At 68.9% G+C, this 16,551-nt stretch carries 18 protein-coding genes and 4 tRNA genes; 2 read left to right on the top strand and 20 right to left on the bottom strand.

Annotated features, from left to right (window positions below):
• Window positions 1–35 precede the first annotated feature (35 nt).
• The 8 genes from AC1DCT_RS02545 to pdxS form a co-directional block, all read right to left on the bottom strand.
• Window positions 36–485 (bottom strand): preprotein translocase subunit YajC, encoded by a 450-nt coding sequence (locus tag AC1DCT_RS02545; protein ID WP_440731803.1) that lies wholly within the window; start codon window positions 483–485, stop codon window positions 36–38.
• A gap of 75 nt (window positions 486–560) precedes the next feature.
• Complete coding sequence (ruvB, locus tag AC1DCT_RS02550; protein WP_477427282.1) at window positions 561–1,589, bottom strand: Holliday junction branch migration DNA helicase RuvB; 1,029 nt, start codon at window positions 1,587–1,589, stop codon at window positions 561–563.
• Window positions 1,582–2,199 (bottom strand): Holliday junction branch migration protein RuvA, encoded by a 618-nt coding sequence (gene ruvA, locus AC1DCT_RS02555; RefSeq protein WP_477427284.1) that lies wholly within the window; start codon window positions 2,197–2,199, stop codon window positions 1,582–1,584. The genes ruvB and ruvA overlap by 8 nt, the downstream gene beginning before the upstream one ends.
• Before the next feature lie 9 nt (window positions 2,200–2,208).
• Window positions 2,209–2,799, bottom strand: a complete 591-nt coding sequence (ruvC, locus tag AC1DCT_RS02560; RefSeq protein ID WP_441975947.1) for a crossover junction endodeoxyribonuclease RuvC — start codon at window positions 2,797–2,799, stop codon at window positions 2,209–2,211.
• Complete coding sequence (locus AC1DCT_RS02565; RefSeq protein ID WP_441975948.1) at window positions 2,796–3,425, bottom strand: GrpB family protein; 630 nt, start codon at window positions 3,423–3,425, stop codon at window positions 2,796–2,798. Before AC1DCT_RS02565 ends, ruvC begins: the two co-directional genes overlap by 4 nt.
• Before the next feature lie 19 nt (window positions 3,426–3,444).
• Window positions 3,445–4,203 carry a YebC/PmpR family DNA-binding transcriptional regulator gene (locus tag AC1DCT_RS02570; protein WP_440731808.1) on the bottom strand — a complete coding sequence of 253 codons (759 nt, stop codon included), beginning with the start codon at window positions 4,201–4,203 and terminating at the stop codon, window positions 3,445–3,447.
• A 104-nt stretch (window positions 4,204–4,307) separates the two neighbouring features.
• Window positions 4,308–4,919, bottom strand: a complete 612-nt coding sequence (gene pdxT, locus AC1DCT_RS02575) for a pyridoxal 5'-phosphate synthase glutaminase subunit PdxT (protein ID WP_477427745.1) — start codon at window positions 4,917–4,919, stop codon at window positions 4,308–4,310.
• Window positions 4,913–5,815 (bottom strand): pyridoxal 5'-phosphate synthase lyase subunit PdxS, encoded by a 903-nt coding sequence (pdxS, locus tag AC1DCT_RS02580; RefSeq protein WP_477427286.1) that lies wholly within the window; start codon window positions 5,813–5,815, stop codon window positions 4,913–4,915. Before pdxS ends, pdxT begins: the two co-directional genes overlap by 7 nt.
• A 90-nt stretch (window positions 5,816–5,905) precedes the next feature.
• On the opposite strand from pdxS, the gene pdxY reads away from it, so the two are divergent.
• The gene (gene pdxY / locus AC1DCT_RS02585) at window positions 5,906–6,757 is read left to right on the top strand and encodes a pyridoxal kinase PdxY (RefSeq protein WP_441975966.1); all 852 of its coding nucleotides are present in this window, start codon (window positions 5,906–5,908) and stop codon (window positions 6,755–6,757) included.
• A gap of 33 nt (window positions 6,758–6,790) precedes the next feature.
• Here the strand turns inward: pdxY and AC1DCT_RS02590 are convergent, their stop codons facing one another.
• From AC1DCT_RS02590 to AC1DCT_RS02645, 12 genes are all read right to left on the bottom strand, one after another.
• Window positions 6,791–7,351: an HIT family protein gene (locus AC1DCT_RS02590; protein ID WP_477427288.1), complete on the bottom strand. Its 561-nt coding sequence runs from the start codon at window positions 7,349–7,351 to the stop codon at window positions 6,791–6,793.
• Entirely contained in the window at window positions 7,348–9,276 is a 1,929-nt protein-coding gene (thrS, locus tag AC1DCT_RS02595; RefSeq protein ID WP_441975967.1) for a threonine--tRNA ligase, read from the bottom strand. The genes AC1DCT_RS02590 and thrS overlap by 4 nt, the downstream gene beginning before the upstream one ends.
• A 264-nt stretch (window positions 9,277–9,540) precedes the next feature.
• Window positions 9,541–10,827 (bottom strand): low temperature requirement protein A, encoded by a 1,287-nt coding sequence (locus AC1DCT_RS02600; RefSeq protein WP_477427290.1) that lies wholly within the window; start codon window positions 10,825–10,827, stop codon window positions 9,541–9,543.
• Between the two features lie 53 nt (window positions 10,828–10,880).
• Entirely contained in the window at window positions 10,881–11,483 is a 603-nt protein-coding gene (locus AC1DCT_RS02605) for a YdcF family protein (protein WP_440731812.1), read from the bottom strand.
• Between the two features lie 89 nt (window positions 11,484–11,572).
• Window positions 11,573–11,644: transfer RNA gene (locus AC1DCT_RS02610), tRNA-Val, on the bottom strand.
• A 29-nt stretch (window positions 11,645–11,673) separates the two neighbouring features.
• Window positions 11,674–11,744 (bottom strand) — tRNA-Cys (locus AC1DCT_RS02615).
• Window positions 11,745–11,792: 48 nt separating this feature from the next.
• Window positions 11,793–11,868, bottom strand: a tRNA-Gly gene (locus tag AC1DCT_RS02620).
• 118 nt (window positions 11,869–11,986) lie between these two features.
• Window positions 11,987–12,388 carry a nuclear transport factor 2 family protein gene (locus tag AC1DCT_RS02625; RefSeq protein ID WP_477427292.1) on the bottom strand — a complete coding sequence of 134 codons (402 nt, stop codon included), beginning with the start codon at window positions 12,386–12,388 and terminating at the stop codon, window positions 11,987–11,989.
• A gap of 115 nt (window positions 12,389–12,503) precedes the next feature.
• Window positions 12,504–13,298 (bottom strand): SDR family NAD(P)-dependent oxidoreductase, encoded by a 795-nt coding sequence (locus AC1DCT_RS02630; RefSeq protein WP_477427294.1) that lies wholly within the window; start codon window positions 13,296–13,298, stop codon window positions 12,504–12,506.
• 89 nt (window positions 13,299–13,387) lie between these two features.
• Entirely contained in the window at window positions 13,388–13,702 is a 315-nt protein-coding gene (locus AC1DCT_RS02635) for an ArsR/SmtB family transcription factor (RefSeq protein WP_440731815.1), read from the bottom strand.
• A complete protein-coding gene (locus AC1DCT_RS02640) occupies window positions 13,699–14,172 on the bottom strand; it encodes an SRPBCC domain-containing protein (RefSeq protein WP_477427295.1) in 474 nt (157 codons plus the stop codon). Before AC1DCT_RS02640 ends, AC1DCT_RS02635 begins: the two co-directional genes overlap by 4 nt.
• Window positions 14,173–14,329: 157 nt before the next feature.
• A tRNA-Val gene (locus tag AC1DCT_RS02645) sits at window positions 14,330–14,405 on the bottom strand.
• Between the two features lie 140 nt (window positions 14,406–14,545).
• Between AC1DCT_RS02645 and AC1DCT_RS02650 the strand changes: the two genes are divergently transcribed.
• Complete coding sequence (locus AC1DCT_RS02650; protein WP_477427297.1) at window positions 14,546–16,546, top strand: ATP-dependent helicase; 2,001 nt, start codon at window positions 14,546–14,548, stop codon at window positions 16,544–16,546.
• The last annotated feature ends 5 nt before the right edge of the window (window positions 16,547–16,551 follow it).

Here is a 16,551-nt window from a genome sequence, read left to right on the forward strand (position 1 = left end):
CCGGAGGGACGGTCGAGCGGCGCGCGCGGACCGCGTCAGTTCTTGTCGTCGGCGTCGCGCTCCAGGCGCGCCTTGGTCTCCTCGGCCGACTCGATGCGGATGTCCTTGGCGCGCTCGTCCAGCGGGGTCTGCGCGTCGAGAGTCGTCTGCTCGTCGAGCGGCGTGTGCGCCTCATCGGCGACCGGAGCGTTCTGCTCCTCGTCCACGACCCGCAGGATCGCCTGCGAGTGCACCTCGATGACCACGCCGGGCGCGATCTCCACCTTCGCGGGACGGTCCAGGTTCTCCGGGTCGAACTCGACGATCGTGCCGTAGAGTCCGCCCTGCAGCAGCACCTTGGCTCCGGGGACGGTCTGCGTGGCCTTCTTCTCCTGCTCCTCCTTCATTCGCTTGTTGCGCTTGCGGGTCGAGAGGACCATGAAGACGAGCAGGATGGCCAGGACGAAGAACAGGCCGTACTGCGAGAAGAACGTCGCGAGATTCATGCGAGGAGGAGCCTTTCGAGGCGCGCGCCGGCGGTGGGGCGCGGAAGGGGTGGGGAAGGTGAAAGTCTCCAGCGATTATAGGTCATCGAACAACGCGGCCCCCTCGGGGTGCGCGATGCCGAGATGGGCGTACGCCTCCGGCATGGCGATGCGCCCGCGGGGAGTGCGGCCGAGGAATCCGATCCGGACCAGATACGGCTCCACAACGCTCTCGATGGTGTCCGCTTCCTCTCCGACCGAGACGGCGAGTGTGCTGAGCCCTACGGGTCCCCCGCGGAAGCGGCGCACGATCGCATCCAGCACGGCGCGGTCCAGGCGATCGAGGCCGATCCGGTCCACGTCGTAGAGCTCCAGCGCCGCCCGCACGTCATCGACGGAGGCCGAGGATCCGCCACCGTGCACGAGGGCGTAGTCCCGCACGCGCCGGAGCAGTCGGTTCGCAATGCGGGGAGTGCCCCGGGAGCGCCGTCCGATCTCGGCACGCGCGATCGGGGGCACCTCCACGCCGAGGACGTTCGAGGAGCGCTCCACGACCCGTTCGAGCTCCTCCGCCTCGTAGTACTCCAGGTGGGCCGTGAAGCCGAAGCGGTCGCGCAGCGGGTTCGGCAGCAGACCCGAACGCGTGGTGGCGCCGACGAGCGTGAACGGGGCGAGATCGAGCGGGATGCTCGTCGCCCCGGCACCCTTGCCGACCATGATGTCGATCCGGAAGTCCTCCATCGCGAGGTACAGCATCTCCTCGGCGGACCGTGCCATCCGATGGATCTCGTCGATGAACAGCACTTCGCCGGGCGTGAGGCTCGACAGCAGCGCGGCGAGGTCACCCGCGTGCTGGATCGCCGGCCCGCTGGACAGGCGCAGCGGGCGCCCGCTCTCATGCGCCACGATCATCGCCAACGTGGTCTTGCCGAGTCCCGGGGGGCCGGAGAGCAGGATGTGATCAGCCGGGCGATCCTGGATCCTCGCGGCCTCGAGAAGCAGAGTCATCTGTCCGCGCACCTTGTGCTGGCCGACGAACTCGCTCAGGCTCGCCGGCCGCAACGCTCCCTCGACGGCGAGCTCGGCCTCGTCGACGACGTCGCCGGAGTCGTGGAACTCAGCCACGAGCACTTCCGCCCTGGGCAGGACCGAGGGTGGCGAGCGTGCGGCGGAGAAGCAGCGCGACGGATCCGCGCTCGGTCTCGCTGGCCTCGGCGGCGCTGCGTTCCGCGGCGTCCGCGGCGATGCGCTCCGACCATCCCAGTCCGATCAGGGCGGCGATCAGCTGCGTTCCGATCTCGTCGGGGACGGACGCGGCGGCGGATGCGGCGACCGGCGCATGGAGCTTGCCGGTGAGCTGCACCACGATGAGCTTGGCGGTCTTCGGGCCGATGCCGGAGACCCGGCGGAAGGGCGCGTCGTCGTCAGCGGCGACCGCGCTCGCGATCTGGTCCACGGAGAGGTGCGAGAGCACCCCGAGCGCGGACTTCGGTCCCACGCCCGTCACCGACAGAAGATGACCGAACACCTCGAGCTCGGCCTGGTCTGCGAAGCCGTACAGCGACAGCGCGTCCTCCCGGACGATGAGCGACGTGTGCAGTCGGAGTTCGTGCCCGACCCTGGCGGTGTGCGCGACGCCGCCGGGCACGGCGACCCAGAAGCCGACTCCCCCGACCTCGACGACGACGGAATCCGTGCTCGCGGACAGCACGATGCCGCGCAGGGAAGAGATCATGAAAGCAGTCTACGCACGTGCTCGTATGTATGTTCGAGCGACACGCTCCGCGTCGGCCCAGGCCTTCTGCGCCGGGGTCAGGGCGTCGGATCCCGGATCCGCTCCCCCGCCGAGTCCCGCACCGCGCCAGGCATGGCAGAGCGCGATCGCGAGGGCGTCGGCGGCGTCGGCCGGCTGCGGGGGTGCGTCGAGCCTCAGGATCCGGGCGATCATCGCCTGCACCTGCTTCTTGTCGGCGGAGCCGTACCCGGTGACGGCCGCCTTCACCTCGCTCGGGGTGTGCGTGGCCGCCGGCAGCCCGTGCTCGGCGGCGATCAGCAGTGCCACGCCGCTGGCCTGTGCGGTGCCCATCACGGTGTGGCTGTTCTGCTGGGCGAAGACGCGTTCCACCGCGACCGCGTCGGGACCGTGTTCGGCGATCACCGCACGGATCCCCGCAGCGACAGCGGCAAGGCGCTCGCCGATCGGCGCATCCACGGGCGTGCGGATCACGCCCACGTGCACGAGAGTGCCGCGGCGCCTCGCATCGACGTCCACGACGCCCACACCGCAGCGCGTGAGGCCGGGGTCGATGCCCAGAACCCGCCGTACGCCCGTCATGCCTCCAGGCTAGGCGCAGCGCAGTCGGTCGGCGCCGAGGCGCGCGGCCAGCCCATCGCCGCCTGCGCGCGATCCATGAAGGCGCTCTTCGCGCGGGTGTAGTCGTCGTAATCGTCGGCGCCCGCGTGAACCGCGGCGAGGGATCGCTTCAGCCGTTCATACTCCGCCCGTCCCTCGGGATCCGCGCGCAGCCAGTCGCGGAACGAGACCACGAAGTCGGCGAACGGCGAGTCCGCGCGACGGATGTGCAGGATGAGTCCGCGCAGAGAACCGCCGTCGTCCAGGTCCCGGAAGTAGAGCAGCTTCTCGTGGCGGCGCGGGTCGGATCCGGGTCGAGGGATGTCGGCATCGACGCCGGGCGAGTCAGGCCGGGAGCCTCGCGCCCTTTGGATGCCGAGAGAGGCGAGTGCGGCGGTCGCCGCGCCCTCGTCCGGGACCGCGGGCAGAACGGCCTGGAGATCCAGAAACGGCTTCGCCGCGAGCCCCGGCACCGCGGTCGAGCCGATGTGCGCGAGGTCTGTCATGTCGATCCCGGCCCGAGTGAAGGCATCGCGTATCCGGGCGCTCCAGCCGGAAGCGAGAGATGGCCACGCCGGATCATAGGGGACGATCTGCGGCGCGGCCATCGAAAGGGTTCCCTCGGGCTTACTCGTCGTTCTCGAGCTCGGCCTGCACCTCGGCCGTGAGGTCGAAGTTCGCGTAGACGTTCTGCACGTCGTCGCTGTCCTCGAGCGCGTCGATGAGGCGGAAGATCTTGCGCGCCGCCTCGGCGTCGATCTCGACCTTGAGGTTCGGCACGAACTCGACGTCCGCCGATTCGTACTCGATGCCCGCCTCCTGCAGCGCGGTGCGCACCGCGACCAGGTCGGATGCCTCGGTGATGATCTCGAAGCCCTGCGCGTGCGGCTCGATCTCCTCGGCCCCTGCCTCGAGCGCCGCCATCATGACGTCGTCCTCGGTGGTGTTCTCGCCGTCGACGACGATGACGCCCTTGCGGGTGAAGTTGTAGGCGACGGATCCGGGATCGGCAAGCGTGCCGCCGTTGCGGCTGAGCGCTGTGCGCACCTCGGCGGCGGCCCGGTTCTTGTTGTCGGTCAGACATTCGATCATGAGAGCGACGCCGTTCGCGCCATAGCCTTCGTACGTGATCGAGGAGTACTCGACCGACTCGCCGCCGATGCCGGCACCGCGCTTGATGGCGCGGTCGATGTTGTCCTTCGGGACGGAGGTCTTCTTCGCCTTGAGCACGGCGTCGAACAGCGTCGGGTTGCCCGCGAGATCAGCGCCGCCGAGCTTCGCGGCGACCTCGATGTTCTTGATGAGCTTGGCCCAGGACTTCGCACGGCGCGAGTCGATGACGGCCTTCTTGTGCTTGGTGGTGGCCCACTTGGAATGCCCGGACATATCTCTCCCGCTCGAATCAGCCCCGCGGTTCGTCCCGCCAGGGCATCGTCCATTCTAGAAGATCCGCGTCGGAAGCACCGACGGCGGGGCGCAGAGCCGCGAGACTACGCTGCGACAGCAGCCCGTCGGGCCGCGACCAGCTCCAGGAACCGCGCGTGCAGCCGCGCCTCGCCGTTCATCTCAGGGTGGAAGCTCGTGCCCAGCAGGTTCCCCTGCTGCACTGCCACCACTCCGCCGTCGGGCAGCGCCGCGATCGCCGTCGCCTTCGGCCCGACCCGCGTGATGAGCGGCGCCCGGATGAACGTGGCGTCCACCGGCCCTTCGATACCTTCGACCTCCAGCTCGGTCTCGAAGGACTCGACCTGACCACCGAAGGCGTTGCGCGCGACCGTGACGTCGAGACCGCCGAAGGTCAGCTGGCCATCGATCGCGCCCTCGATCTCATCCGCGAGCAGGATCAGCCCTGCGCAGGTGCCGTAGACCGGCAGTCCCTCGGCGATGAGCGCCCGCAGCGGCTCGCGCAGGCCGAAGATCCGGGACAGCTTGTCGATCACGCTCGACTCACCGCCCGGGATCACCAGGCCGTCGAGCCCGTCCAGCTGCTCGGGGCGGCGGACGCGAACCGCCTCCGCCCCGAGCGAGGTGAGGATCGCGGCATGCTCGCGCACGTCTCCCTGCAGCGCGAGCACACCGATCCGCACGGCGGTCGTCACCAGCCGCGCTCCGCGAGGCGGTGCGGTGCGGGCAGGTCGGACACGTTGATGCCGACCATGGCCTCACCGAGCCCGCGCGAGACCTGGGCGATCACGGCGGGGTCGTCGAAGGCGGCCGTCGCCTTCACGATGGCGGCGGCGCGGGCGGCCGGGTCGCCGGACTTGAAGATGCCGGATCCGACGAACACGCCGTCGGCGCCGAGCTGCATCATCATGGCGGCGTCCGCGGGAGTGGCCACTCCCCCGGCGACGAACATGACGACCGGCAGAGCGCCCTTCTCGGCGACCTCGGCGACGAGCTCGTACGGGGCCTGCAGCTCCTTGGCCGCCACGTACAGCTCGTCCTTGCAGAGCGTGGTGAGGCGCGCGATCTCACCGCGGATCGTGCGGATGTGCTTCATCGCCTCGGAGACGTCTCCGGTGCCCGCCTCACCCTTGGAGCGGATCATCGCCGCGCCCTCGGTGATCCGACGCAGCGCCTCGCCGAGGTTGGTCGCACCGCAGACGAAGGGCACGGTGAAGCCCCACTTGTCGATGTGGTTCACGTAGTCCGCGGGAGAGAGCACCTCGGACTCGTCGATGTAGTCGACACCGAGCTCCTGCAGCACCTGCGCCTCCACGAAGTGGCCGATGCGCGCCTTGGCCATGACGGGGATCGAGACGGCGGAGATGATGCCGTCGATCATGTCCGGGTCGCTCATACGCGACACGCCGCCCTGGGCGCGGATGTCGGCCGGCACGCGCTCGAGCGCCATGACGGCGACGGCTCCGGCGTCCTCCGCGATCTTCGCCTGCTCGGGGGTGACGACGTCCATGATGACGCCGCCCTTGAGCATCTCCGCAAGGCCGCGCTTGACGCGACCGGTGCCGGTGGTCGATTCGGGTGCAAGTTCTGTCATAGGACAGATAATACGCTGTCTGCCACGAACCCTGACACTCAGGAGTCGGTGACCGGATCCGCTCCCGCCGGATGAGAGGATCGGAGGATGCTGAAGGTGCTCTCGATCCAGTCCGCCGTCGCGTACGGCCATGTCGGCAACTCCGCGGCCGTGTTCCCGCTGCAGCGCATCGGGGTCGAGGTGCTCCCCGTCTACACCGTGAACTTCTCCAACCACACCGGCTACGGCGCCTGGCGCGGACCGCTGATCGCCCCCGACGACGTGCGCGAGGTCATCACCGGCATCGAGGAGCGCGGCGTGCTCGGCGAGGTCGACGCGGTGCTCAGCGGCTACCAGGGCGGCGAGGGCATCGGCGACGTCATCATCGATGCCGTGGCGCGGGTCAAGGCCGCCAACCCGCAGGCGGTGTACGCGTGCGACCCGGTCATGGGCAACGCCGCGTCGGGGTGCTTCGTCGCGCCTGCGATCCCCGTGCTGCTGCGGGAAAAGGTCGTGCCCGTGGCCGACATCATCACCCCGAACCAGTTCGAGCTGGGTTTCCTGACCGAGACCGAGCCCGACACGCTCGAATCGACCCTGGCCTCGGTCGACAAGGCGCGCGCCATGGGGCCGAAGACCGTTCTCGTGACGAGCGTCGCCCGACCCGATCGGGAAGAGGACACCATCGAGATGCTCGCCGTGGACGACAAGGGCGCATGGCTGGTCGCGACTCCCCACCTGCCGATGAAGGCGAACGGATCCGGCGATGTGACCGCGGCGCTGTTCACCGCGCACTATGTCGAGACCGGCGATGCGAAGCTCGCGCTCGAGCGCACCGTGTCGAGCGTGTATGAGCTGCTCCGCCTCACGCTCGAGTCGGACGAGCGCGAGCTGCAGCTCGTGCCGGCTCAGGAGTTCTACGCGAACCCGCCGCTCCAGTTCGAAGCCCGCCGGGTGCGCTGATCGCCCCACGCCCTCGCGCGGCGCACGGCCGCCTCAGACGGGCCAGGCCGCCGCGACCGTGTTGCGCACGTCTCCGAGCAGCTGCGGCAGTGCCTTCGTCTTCGCGATGATCGGGAAGAAGTTGGCGTCGCTGTTCCAGCGCGGCACCACGTGCTGATGCAGGTGCGCATCCACGCCGGCGCCGGCGACCGCGCCCTGGTTCATGCCGATGTTGAAGCCGTCGCAGCGCGATGTCGCCTTCAGCACCCGCATCGCGGTCTGCGTGAGCGCACCGATCTCGGCGACCTCCTCCGCCGTCGCCTCGTCGTAGGTCGCGATGTGACGGTACGGGCAGACGAGCAGGTGGCCGGAGTTGTACGGGAACAGATTGAGCAGCACATAGGCGGTATGCCCGCGGGCGACGATGAGCCGCTCCTCGTCGGGGTGCTTGGGCGCCTCGCAGAACGGGCACTCCTCGCGCAGCGGCTCCGGGCCCGCCTGGATGTACGTCATCCGGTGCGGGACCCAGAGGCGCTGGAACTCGTCGGGGACGCCGGCGAGGTGCGCGGCGTCTTCCAGCTGCGCCCCGACGCCCGCGTCCCCGACGTCGCTCATGCCAGGTCGCCCGCGGTCTGGATCAGCGCGTGGCTCTCGATCGCTCGACGCACGCGCTCGACGGCCTCTGCGAGCGGCACGCCGTTCTCCTGCGTCCCGTCTCGGAACCGGAACGACACCGTGCCCGCAGCGCGGTCCTGCTCGCCCGCGATGAGGATGAGCGGGACCTTGCCCGTGGTGTGGTTGCGGATCTTCTTCTGCATACGCTCGTCGGAGTGGTCGACCTCGGCGCGCACGCCCGCCTCGCGCAGGGCCGCGACGGCGTCATCGAGGTAGTCGGCGAACGCCTCGGCGACAGGGATACCCACGACCTGCACCGGCGACAGCCAGAGCGGGAAATCGCCCGCGTAGTGCTCGAGCAGGATCGCGAAGAACCGCTCGATCGAGCCGAACAGCGCGCGGTGGATCATGATCGGGCGCTTCTTCTGCCCGTCCTTGTCCGTGAACTCGAGTCCGAAGCGCTCCGGCAGGTTGGGGTCGACCTGCACCGTGGACAGCTGCCACACGCGGCCGATCGCGTCGGTGGTCTTCAGGTCGATCTTCGGGCCGTAGAAGGCCGCCTCGCCGGGCACCTCGGTGAGCTTCAGACCGGAGGCCAGGGCGACGTTGCGCAGCGCATTCGTCGAGTACTCCCAGAACTCGTCGGATCCGATCCACTTGTCCTTCTCGTCGTCACGCATCGAGAGCTCGAGCTCGAAGTCGCTGAGTCCGAAGTCGCGCAGCATCGAGAGGATGAACTCGAGGACCTTGGTGACCTCGGACTCCAGCTGCTCCGGGGTGACGAACAGGTGCGAGTCGTCCTGGGTGAAGCCGCGCACGCGGGTGAGGCCGTGCAGGGCGCCGGAGAGCTCGTTGCGGTAGACGGTGCCGTTCTCGGCGAACCGCAGCGGCAGGTCGCGGTAGCTGCGCGCACGCTCCTTGTAGATGAGGATGTGCATCGGGCAGTTCATGGGCTTCAGGTAGTAGTCCTGGCCCTGCTTGGTGACGTGGCCGTCCTCGTCGCGCTCCTCGTCCATCCGGATGGGCGGGAACATGCCGTCGCGATAGGTGACGAGGTGGTTGGAGGTGAGGAACAGATCCTCCTTGGAGATGTGCGGCGTGTAGACGTAGTTGTATCCGCCGGCGATGTGCCGGCGACGCGCGTGCTGCTCCATCTCGCCGCGGATGATGCCCCCGCGCGGATGCCAGACCGACAGGCCGGATCCGATCTCGTCGGGGAAGGAGAACAGGTCGAGTTCTTTGCCGAGGCGGCGATGGTCGCGCTTGGCCGCTTCTTCGAGGCGCTGCTGGTAGGCGCGCAGCTCGTCCTTGGTGGGCCAGGCGGTGCCGTAGATGCGCTGCAGCTGCGGGTTCTTCTCGGATCCTCGCCAGTACGCCGCGGCGATCCGGGTGAGGTCCCAGCCGTTGCCGATCATGCGGGTGTTCGGCAGGTGCGGACCACGGCAGAGGTCCTTCCAGACGACCTCGCCGTCCTTGGCGACGTTGTCGTAGATGGTCAGTTCGCCCTCGCCCACCTCGACCGATGCGCCTTCGGTCTTGTCGGCGCCTGGACCCTTCAGCCCGATGAGCTCGAGCTTGAACGGCTCGTCGGCGAGCTCGGCGCGCGCCTCGTCGTCGGTCACGACCCGGCGCACGAAGCGCTGACCCTCGCGCTGGATCCGCTGCATCTCCTTCGAGATCGCCTTGACATCCTCGGGGGTGAACGGGGTGTCGACGCCGAAGTCGTAGTAGAAGCCGTCGGTGATGGGCGGACCGATGCCGAGGTTGGCCTGAGGCTTGATGCGCTGCACGGCCTGCGCGAGCACGTGCGCCGTCGAGTGGCGCAGGATCGCGAGCCCCTCGGGGCTGTCGATGGTGATGGGCTGGACGTCGTCGTCCTCGTTCACGAGGGCGGCGAGGTCCTTCTGCTGCCCGTTCACGAGCATGGCGACGACGGAGCGGTCGCTGAAAGGTCCGTTCGCGCCGTAGAGCGCGAAACCGTCGCAGGGATAGGACGGCAGTTCGGGGGCGGACGCCGCGGCTTCAGACGGCACAGGATTCTCAGACAAAGGAAGTTCTCCAGTTTGGCGATGGTCTCGGCTCAGCTTCGGACGCGAAGGCGCCCTGCCCGCTCAGGCCCTGAGAGTTCGCGTGCCGGTGACCGCGATCACAGTCGCGTGCGTCACCCGGGCGAAGTCCATAGGAGAATCCTACGCCGCCCCGTGCGGCCGGCCGGTCACGGCTCCACCCAGCGCCTCGTCCAGATGCCGCTGCGCGAGCCGCCAGCCGCCGGCCTCGTAGGCGACCACGACGAGCACCGGCCCGGCCAGCACCACGAGCAGGCAGCCCCACAGCGGGAGCCCGCCGAAGGCCAGCACGATGCCGAGGAGCGGCAGGATCATCGCGATCACGTGCAGCAGCAGGCCCCGCATGAGCGAGTGCACCAGATAGGAGTGCAGCAGCGCGACCGACACCATGAAGACGATCACGGGGACCGCGATCATCAGGATGACGACGGGCGTGGCGAGCGGATCCTCATGCCGGTACGCGAACCCGATCGCGTGCAGTCCGGCGCCGACGGCGGCGACGCTCGCGAAGACGAAGGCATGCCCGTAGCCCCATACGAAGGACCGACTCCGGTGCACGGCGAGGATCGGGCCGGACGGCATCACGGTGTACGACCACCACAGGGCGAAGGTCATCGCGACACCGGCGCCGATCACGACCACCGTGTCTCCGGACCACCCCTTCTCGTGCGAGACCTCCTGCGCGGCGGCGAGGGTGCCGATGACCGTCTCGCCCAGCGCGATGATCGTCAGGAGCGAGTAACGCTCCGCGATGTGGTGTGCGTGCCAGGGCGTTCCCCTGCGCTCGCCGTCGCCCTTGCGCTCGGCCACGACGGGGCCGCCCAGTTCGATCAGCCAGCACACCGCTGCGGCCGCGAAGGCGGCGCCGAGGGGCAGCGGCGCCCAGGCCACGATGACCCAGCCGATCTGCGCGACGGCGACGAACAGCACATAGGTGAGAGCGTGCCGGCGGTAGGCGGGTTCGCGCGAGGCGCGCAGCCACTGTGCGAGCAGCCCCACTCTCATGACGATGTAGCCGGAGACCATGACGCGGTTGTCGAAGGCGCCGTGCTCCTCGAGCGACGCGAACATGGCCGGCAGGCCGATCGCGAGCACGATGACGCCCGCCATCTGCACCATCGTGAACACGCGGAACAGCCAGTCGTCCGTGTCGAACGCCGACGCGAACCAAGAGAAGTTGATCCACGCCCAGATGATCGCGGCGACCGCGAAGGCGAACGCTCCGACCGCTGCGCCACCGTGTCCGGCTGCGACGCCCTCCACCAGCTGTGTGCTGGCGACCCCGAACGCGGCGGCGAAGACCAAGTCGTACAAGAGCTCCAGCGGCGTGGCCGCTCTGTGCTGCTCATGCAGCGACCGCCCGCGCATCGGGCTCAGCCCATGCCGGTATCTTTCGACGGCGTTCGTCATGCTCTCCCCGATCCCCTCGGACTTCCAGTCCCCTTGGATATGCAGCGTCCAACCTAGCGCGAGCCCGGATCCACCCGACTCCGACGGCGCTCGACGAGCGCGAGCGCGGCGGCGACGGCCTTGATGACCGGAATCTCGCCGAACCGATAGTCGTCCGCGCGGATGAGTCTGGCGGCCAGATCCGGCCGGCGCTCGCGCAGCAGTCCCCTGGCCCGTTCGGCGTGCAGCGCGTTCGAGACGACGGCGATCTCCTCCGCCCCCTCGAGCAGAGGGATCGAGTTGCGGATGTTCTCCTCGGTCGAGTGGCTCTCCGTCTCCAGGAGGACCCTTCCTGGGCATCCCCTCTCGGCGGCGTACCGGGCCAGGATCCGCGCTTCCGGCTCCGGACCCCGCACTGCGCCGCCGGAGAAGATCAGCACGTCATCGGCGCTTCGCAACGTGCGAAGGCCGGCGCGCACGCGGTAGCGGTTCACGGCGTTGGCCCGAGGTCCGCGATTGCCGAAACCCAGCACCAGCACGGCACGGCGCGTGCCGGGGCGACCTTGCTCGAGACCCCGCGCGCTCGCGTGCGCCGAGACCACCTCGCCCCACAGTAAGAATGCGAACCCCGCCGCGGCTGTGCCGGCCGGCAGCATCAGGAGCAGCGACTTCCGCATGCGCCCCAGGTTAGACAGCCGAGGAGCAGTGTGCGCTCCGGCTCGCCTCGGAAACGACAAAACCCCCGGAGGACCGGGGGTTTCTGTTGTGCGCGATACTGGGATCGAACCAGTGACCTCTTCCGTGTCAGGGAAGCGCGCTACCGCTGCGCCAATCGCGCCTGTTCAGGCTATTCAGTTGAGAAGAGCGAGGTGGCGACGGGATTCGAACCCGTGTAAACGGCTTTGCAGGCCGGTGCCTAGCCTCTCGGCCACGCCACCATGTGGATTCGAACCCACATGCGGAAGCCCCCGAAGGGGCTCCTGCACTGGAGCGGATGACGAGACTCGAACTCGCGACCCCAACCTTGGCAAGGTTGTGCGCTACCAACTGCGCTACATCCGCGTTTTGTGTTTCCCCGGTGTCCCGGGCACTTGAAATACATTAGCCGAGGTTTGAGGCTTCGCCAAACCGGGGCCCGTTCTCGGGCGTGTCCGGCGCGCGCCCTGGCACAGTCTGCCGCTCAGACGCGCGGGTTCTCCTGAGGCTCGGCGCCACCCCAGTACGCCCAGCACCAGCGACCGCCCTCACGCGTGAAAACCCCGGTGCTCCAGTACGGAACCCGGGCCACCGCGCCATTCTCGATCACATCGACATGGCCCAGGACCTGCGCCCACGCCACGTCCCCTCGGCGCCACACTCGCACGCCTTCCACGCCCCAGGCGAGCTCGAGCGACGCGATCCTGCGGGCGACGGCGATCACGCGATCCGGGCCGTCGATGAGCTCACCCAGGCCGGATCCTGCGACGGTCATGTCTTCGTGACCGAAGATCGAGGCGAAGTCGCTGCCTGGTGTCGACATCGCGTCGTACGTCCGCTCGACGAGTACCCGGACAGCATCGAACGTCGCCTGATCGGCCTCCATGGCGGTCAGCCTAGGCATGCACGGGCTCGCGACGGAAGCCCCGGCGTTCTCGTCGGGACGCGTCAGGAACAGATCTTCGATGTGGGCGAAGCCGCTTTCACACAGAGGTGCTGACTCAGTCGACGAGCGCTCCCGCCGACAGGTTTGCGATCGCTCCCGTCATCGAGGCGGCCCGCTCGGATGCGGCGAACGCCAGATACTCGGCCACCTCGTCCAGCACCGGCAGCCGGCCGAGCAGTGTCGTACCGACGAGGCCACCGACCCAGTCCCCCATCGGGATCCCTCCCGCCGCCGCGATACGTCCGAACATCTCCCGCGTGTAGGACGTCTCCATCGCATCGGAGATGGCGTGCGGGCGCACGCACACGACCCGCACGCCCGCGGGTCCGAGCTCACCCGCCAGCGCGCGCGAGAACCCCTCGAGCCCCGCGGACTGCGCCGCGTTGCCGATCAGCCCGCGTCCCGTGAGGCGGGCGCCCGGCGTGGAGATCGTCAGGATCACTCCACCGCCCTGCGCGATCATGTGGCGCGACACGGCCTTGGCCGTCACGAAGTTGGTCTGCAGGTAGCCCACGACGGGGCGCAGATAGTCCTCCAGCGATGTCTCGCCGATGGGCAGGCCCTGCACGTGGTCGAAGCCGACAGCGTTGAGCGCGACGTCGATGCGCCCGGCCTCCGCGACGACGTCATCGGCATGGCGGTCGACGGCGGCCTGGTCCATCGCATCGACGACGGTGACGGAGACCTCTCCCCCCTCGCCCCTGGCCGCGACTGCCGCGGCCTCGAGGCGAGGGAGCGACCGACCGGTCAGGAAGAGCCTCGCTCCCTCACGGGCGAACACTCGCGCGGCCGCCGCGCCTATCGACCCGCCACCGCCGTGGATCACTGCGACCTTGTTCTCGAGCAGCATGATGCCGCCTCCTCTCCTGTCCTGTTGTGCAACTTTAGAATTGCACAACAGGACAGGGTACTGCAACCATTGAATTGCAGTAAGCGGATCTACAGTCCCTCGGCGATCTCCTTGATCGCGGCCAACCGGTGTTCCCATTGCCGCCCGATCGCATCGAGCCGTCGCGCGGTCGCACTGAGCTCCTCACCGACGACGCGGTATCGGACCTCGCGCCCCACGCGGACGGGCTCGACCAGAGCGACCTCCGCGAGAACAGTCAGGTGCTTGGCGATGGCCTGCCGCGACACGGGGAACCTCTCGGCAAGAGCGGACGCCGACGCGTCGCCTTCGCCGAGTGCGGCGAGAATGCTCCATCGCGTCTCGTCGCCGAGCGCGGCGAAGACGGGAACGAGGGTCGATGTCATGCGACACCCCCGAACAGGGCGATGAGCTTGTCGAGCTCGGCATCCCACCCGCGACGATGGCTCTCGATGTTCGGCAGCGGATCCGAGGTCTTCTCGAACCCCGACTCCACGACGGTGAGTCGCGTGCCTTCTCCCTCGGGGGCGAGGGTAAAGCGAAAGACGGTCGAGTTCTCCTCATCGAGCTCGACCGGCAGCCGGTCGAGAGCGTTGTCGTTGCTCCAGCGGTAGGTCACCGATCGAGGCGCGTCGATCGCCTCAACCCGGATCGGGACGGCACCATGCCCGTCGAACGTCATCGTCCCGACACCTGCTCCGTCGAGAACGGTGCGCCCGAACCAGAGCGAGAGATGCTCCGGTTCGGTGATCGCGCGCCACACCTTCTCCGCGGGCGCAGCGATCGAGATGCTTCGAGTGACGGTGAAGGTCCGGTCGTCCGCGATCGATGCCTCATTGCGTGTCGTGCTCGTCATAGACGTGCCTCCCGTGGCCCTCCGGAGAGCCTGCGATACCCTCCTGCAACCCAGAGGTTACATCAGGAGTGTGGATCCGATCACGATGCCGGGTCCGCCGTGCGAGTCGACAAGCACCGGAACGACGAAAGCCCCTGGGTCTCCCAGGGGCTTTCTATGGTGGGCGATGCCGGACTCGAACCGACGACCTCTTCCGTGTGAAGGAAGCGCGCTACCAACTGCGCCAATCGCCCATGTGTGGTTTTCCCGTGCCCTGAGGCACAGGTAAAGAGCATACCCGATCCGACGAGCGCACGAGGACAGCGCGGGTCGGCCGGGCGTGGCGAGCCGACCCCGCTCACCGATGTCGGAGGGCGCGGATACCGTCGGCCTCGTGAGCAGCACAGACGTGATCGAAGAGCTGGACGAGATGCAGCGGCGCGCCGTCGAGCATGGCGAGGGACCGCTCGTCGTCGCCACCGGCGCGGGGACCGGCAAGACGCGCGTGCTCACCAGCAGGGTGGCACGGCTGATCGATACGGGCGTGCCCCCGGAGCGGATCCTGCTTCTCACGTTCACCCGGCGCGCAGCCGCCGCGATGACCGCGCGTGCGGCGGCGATGGTCGGCGACACGGCGCTCGCCCAGCGCATCGCGGGAGGGACGTTCCACGCCGTGGCGCACCGCGTCGTCGCCGAGTACGCGCAGCACCTGAGCCTGGCGGACGTCTCTGTGCTGGCCCCCGACGACGTCGTCGACCTGATCGATCTGCTGCGTAGCGAGCACGGGCTGGACGGCACCGACCGGCGGATGCCTACGAGCAGGGCGATGGCCGACATCGCCTCCCGCGCCGTGAGCCTGGAGAAGCCGGGACGCGAGGTGATATCCGAGCAGTTCCCCTGGGCGCTCGGACACGCCGACGAGATCATGGGGATGCTCCGCGCCTATGCGCAGCGGAAGCGCGCCCGCGGCCTTCTCGACCTCGACGACCTCCTGGTGGCGTGGCGCGCGCTCGTACGCGACTCCCATGTGGGTGCGAGGCTGCGCACGCGCTGGGACTGGGTGCTCGTGGACGAATACCAGGACGTGAACCGCGTGCAGGCGGACATCGTGCACGGACTCGCTCCCGACGGGCGTGGCCTGACCGTCGTGGGTGACGATGCCCAGGCGATCTACGGCTTCCGCGGCGCCGGGGCCGGCCAGCTCCAGGAGGTGCTCGAGCGTCATCACGACGCCGAGCTCATTCGCCTCGAGCGGAACTTCCGCTCGACGCAGCCGATCCTCGACCTCGCGAACGCCGCCCGGCCGGAGGACTTCCCGATCCGGCTCGTCGCGGATCGTGCGGGAACCGCGCTGCGCCCCGAACTCGTCCGATGCGAGAACGCCGACGACGAGGCCCGCGCCGTCGCAGATCGGATCCTGGCCGTCCATGCCGACGGGGTGCCCTTGCGGGAGCAGGCCGTGCTGATGCGCACCGGATCGCACAGTGCGATGCTCGAGGTCGAGCTCAAGGTCCGCGACATCCCGTTCGTCAAGTTCGGGGGCATCGGCTACCTCGAGACCGCCCACGTCCGAGACCTGCTCGCGGCATTCCGTGTGGTGCTCAATCCGGGCGACGAGATCGCGTGGTACCGCCTGCTCACCCGGCACCGCGGCCTCGGCAAGGTGAGCGCGCGGCGGCTCGCAGGCATCCTCGCGGATCAGGGCATCGCAGGAGGGTCCGAGGCGATCGCCGCCGCACCCCCGACCGCCCGCGTCGGGCTCGCGACCACGCTCTCACTGCTCGGCGTCGTCGATGCCCAGTCCCCCGTGCCGGATCTGGTGGAGGCCTGCCATGACGCCGTCTCGGCGCTGCTGGAGCAGCACTACCCCGACTGGCAGCGCAGAGCGTCCGATGTCCAGGAGATCGCCGAAGCCGCGGGGCGTCAGAGCGACCTCCGCACGTTCGTCGGCGAGCAGGCGATCGATCCGGTGACGCGGACAGGTGACTGGGCCGCGCAGCCGCATCTGGACGAGGACTGGGTGACGCTTTCCACGATCCACTCGGCCAAGGGCCTGGAGTGGTCGCACGTGCACCTGCTTCGCGCCACGGACGGCGCGATGCCATCGGACATGGCCCTCACTTCGCCCGCCGGCCTGGAGGAGGAGCGGCGCCTGTTCTACGTCGGGCTCACCCGCGCACGCGACACGCTGAGCGTCTATGCACCGGCGACGCTGCCGACGCACCCGACGGCGTTCACCGCACGGCATGTGCAGACCAAGCCGAGCAGATTCCTGACGAGTGCGGCGCTCTCATTCATGACGGTGCTCGATTCGAGGATCCCCGAGCCGGGTCCGACGGCGGCCGCTCCCGGTCCTCGCGTGAGTCTGGGAGAGCTGGACGCCCTGTTCGCGTGACGCAC

Source organism: Microbacterium sp. 10L49, from assembly GCF_056395125.1.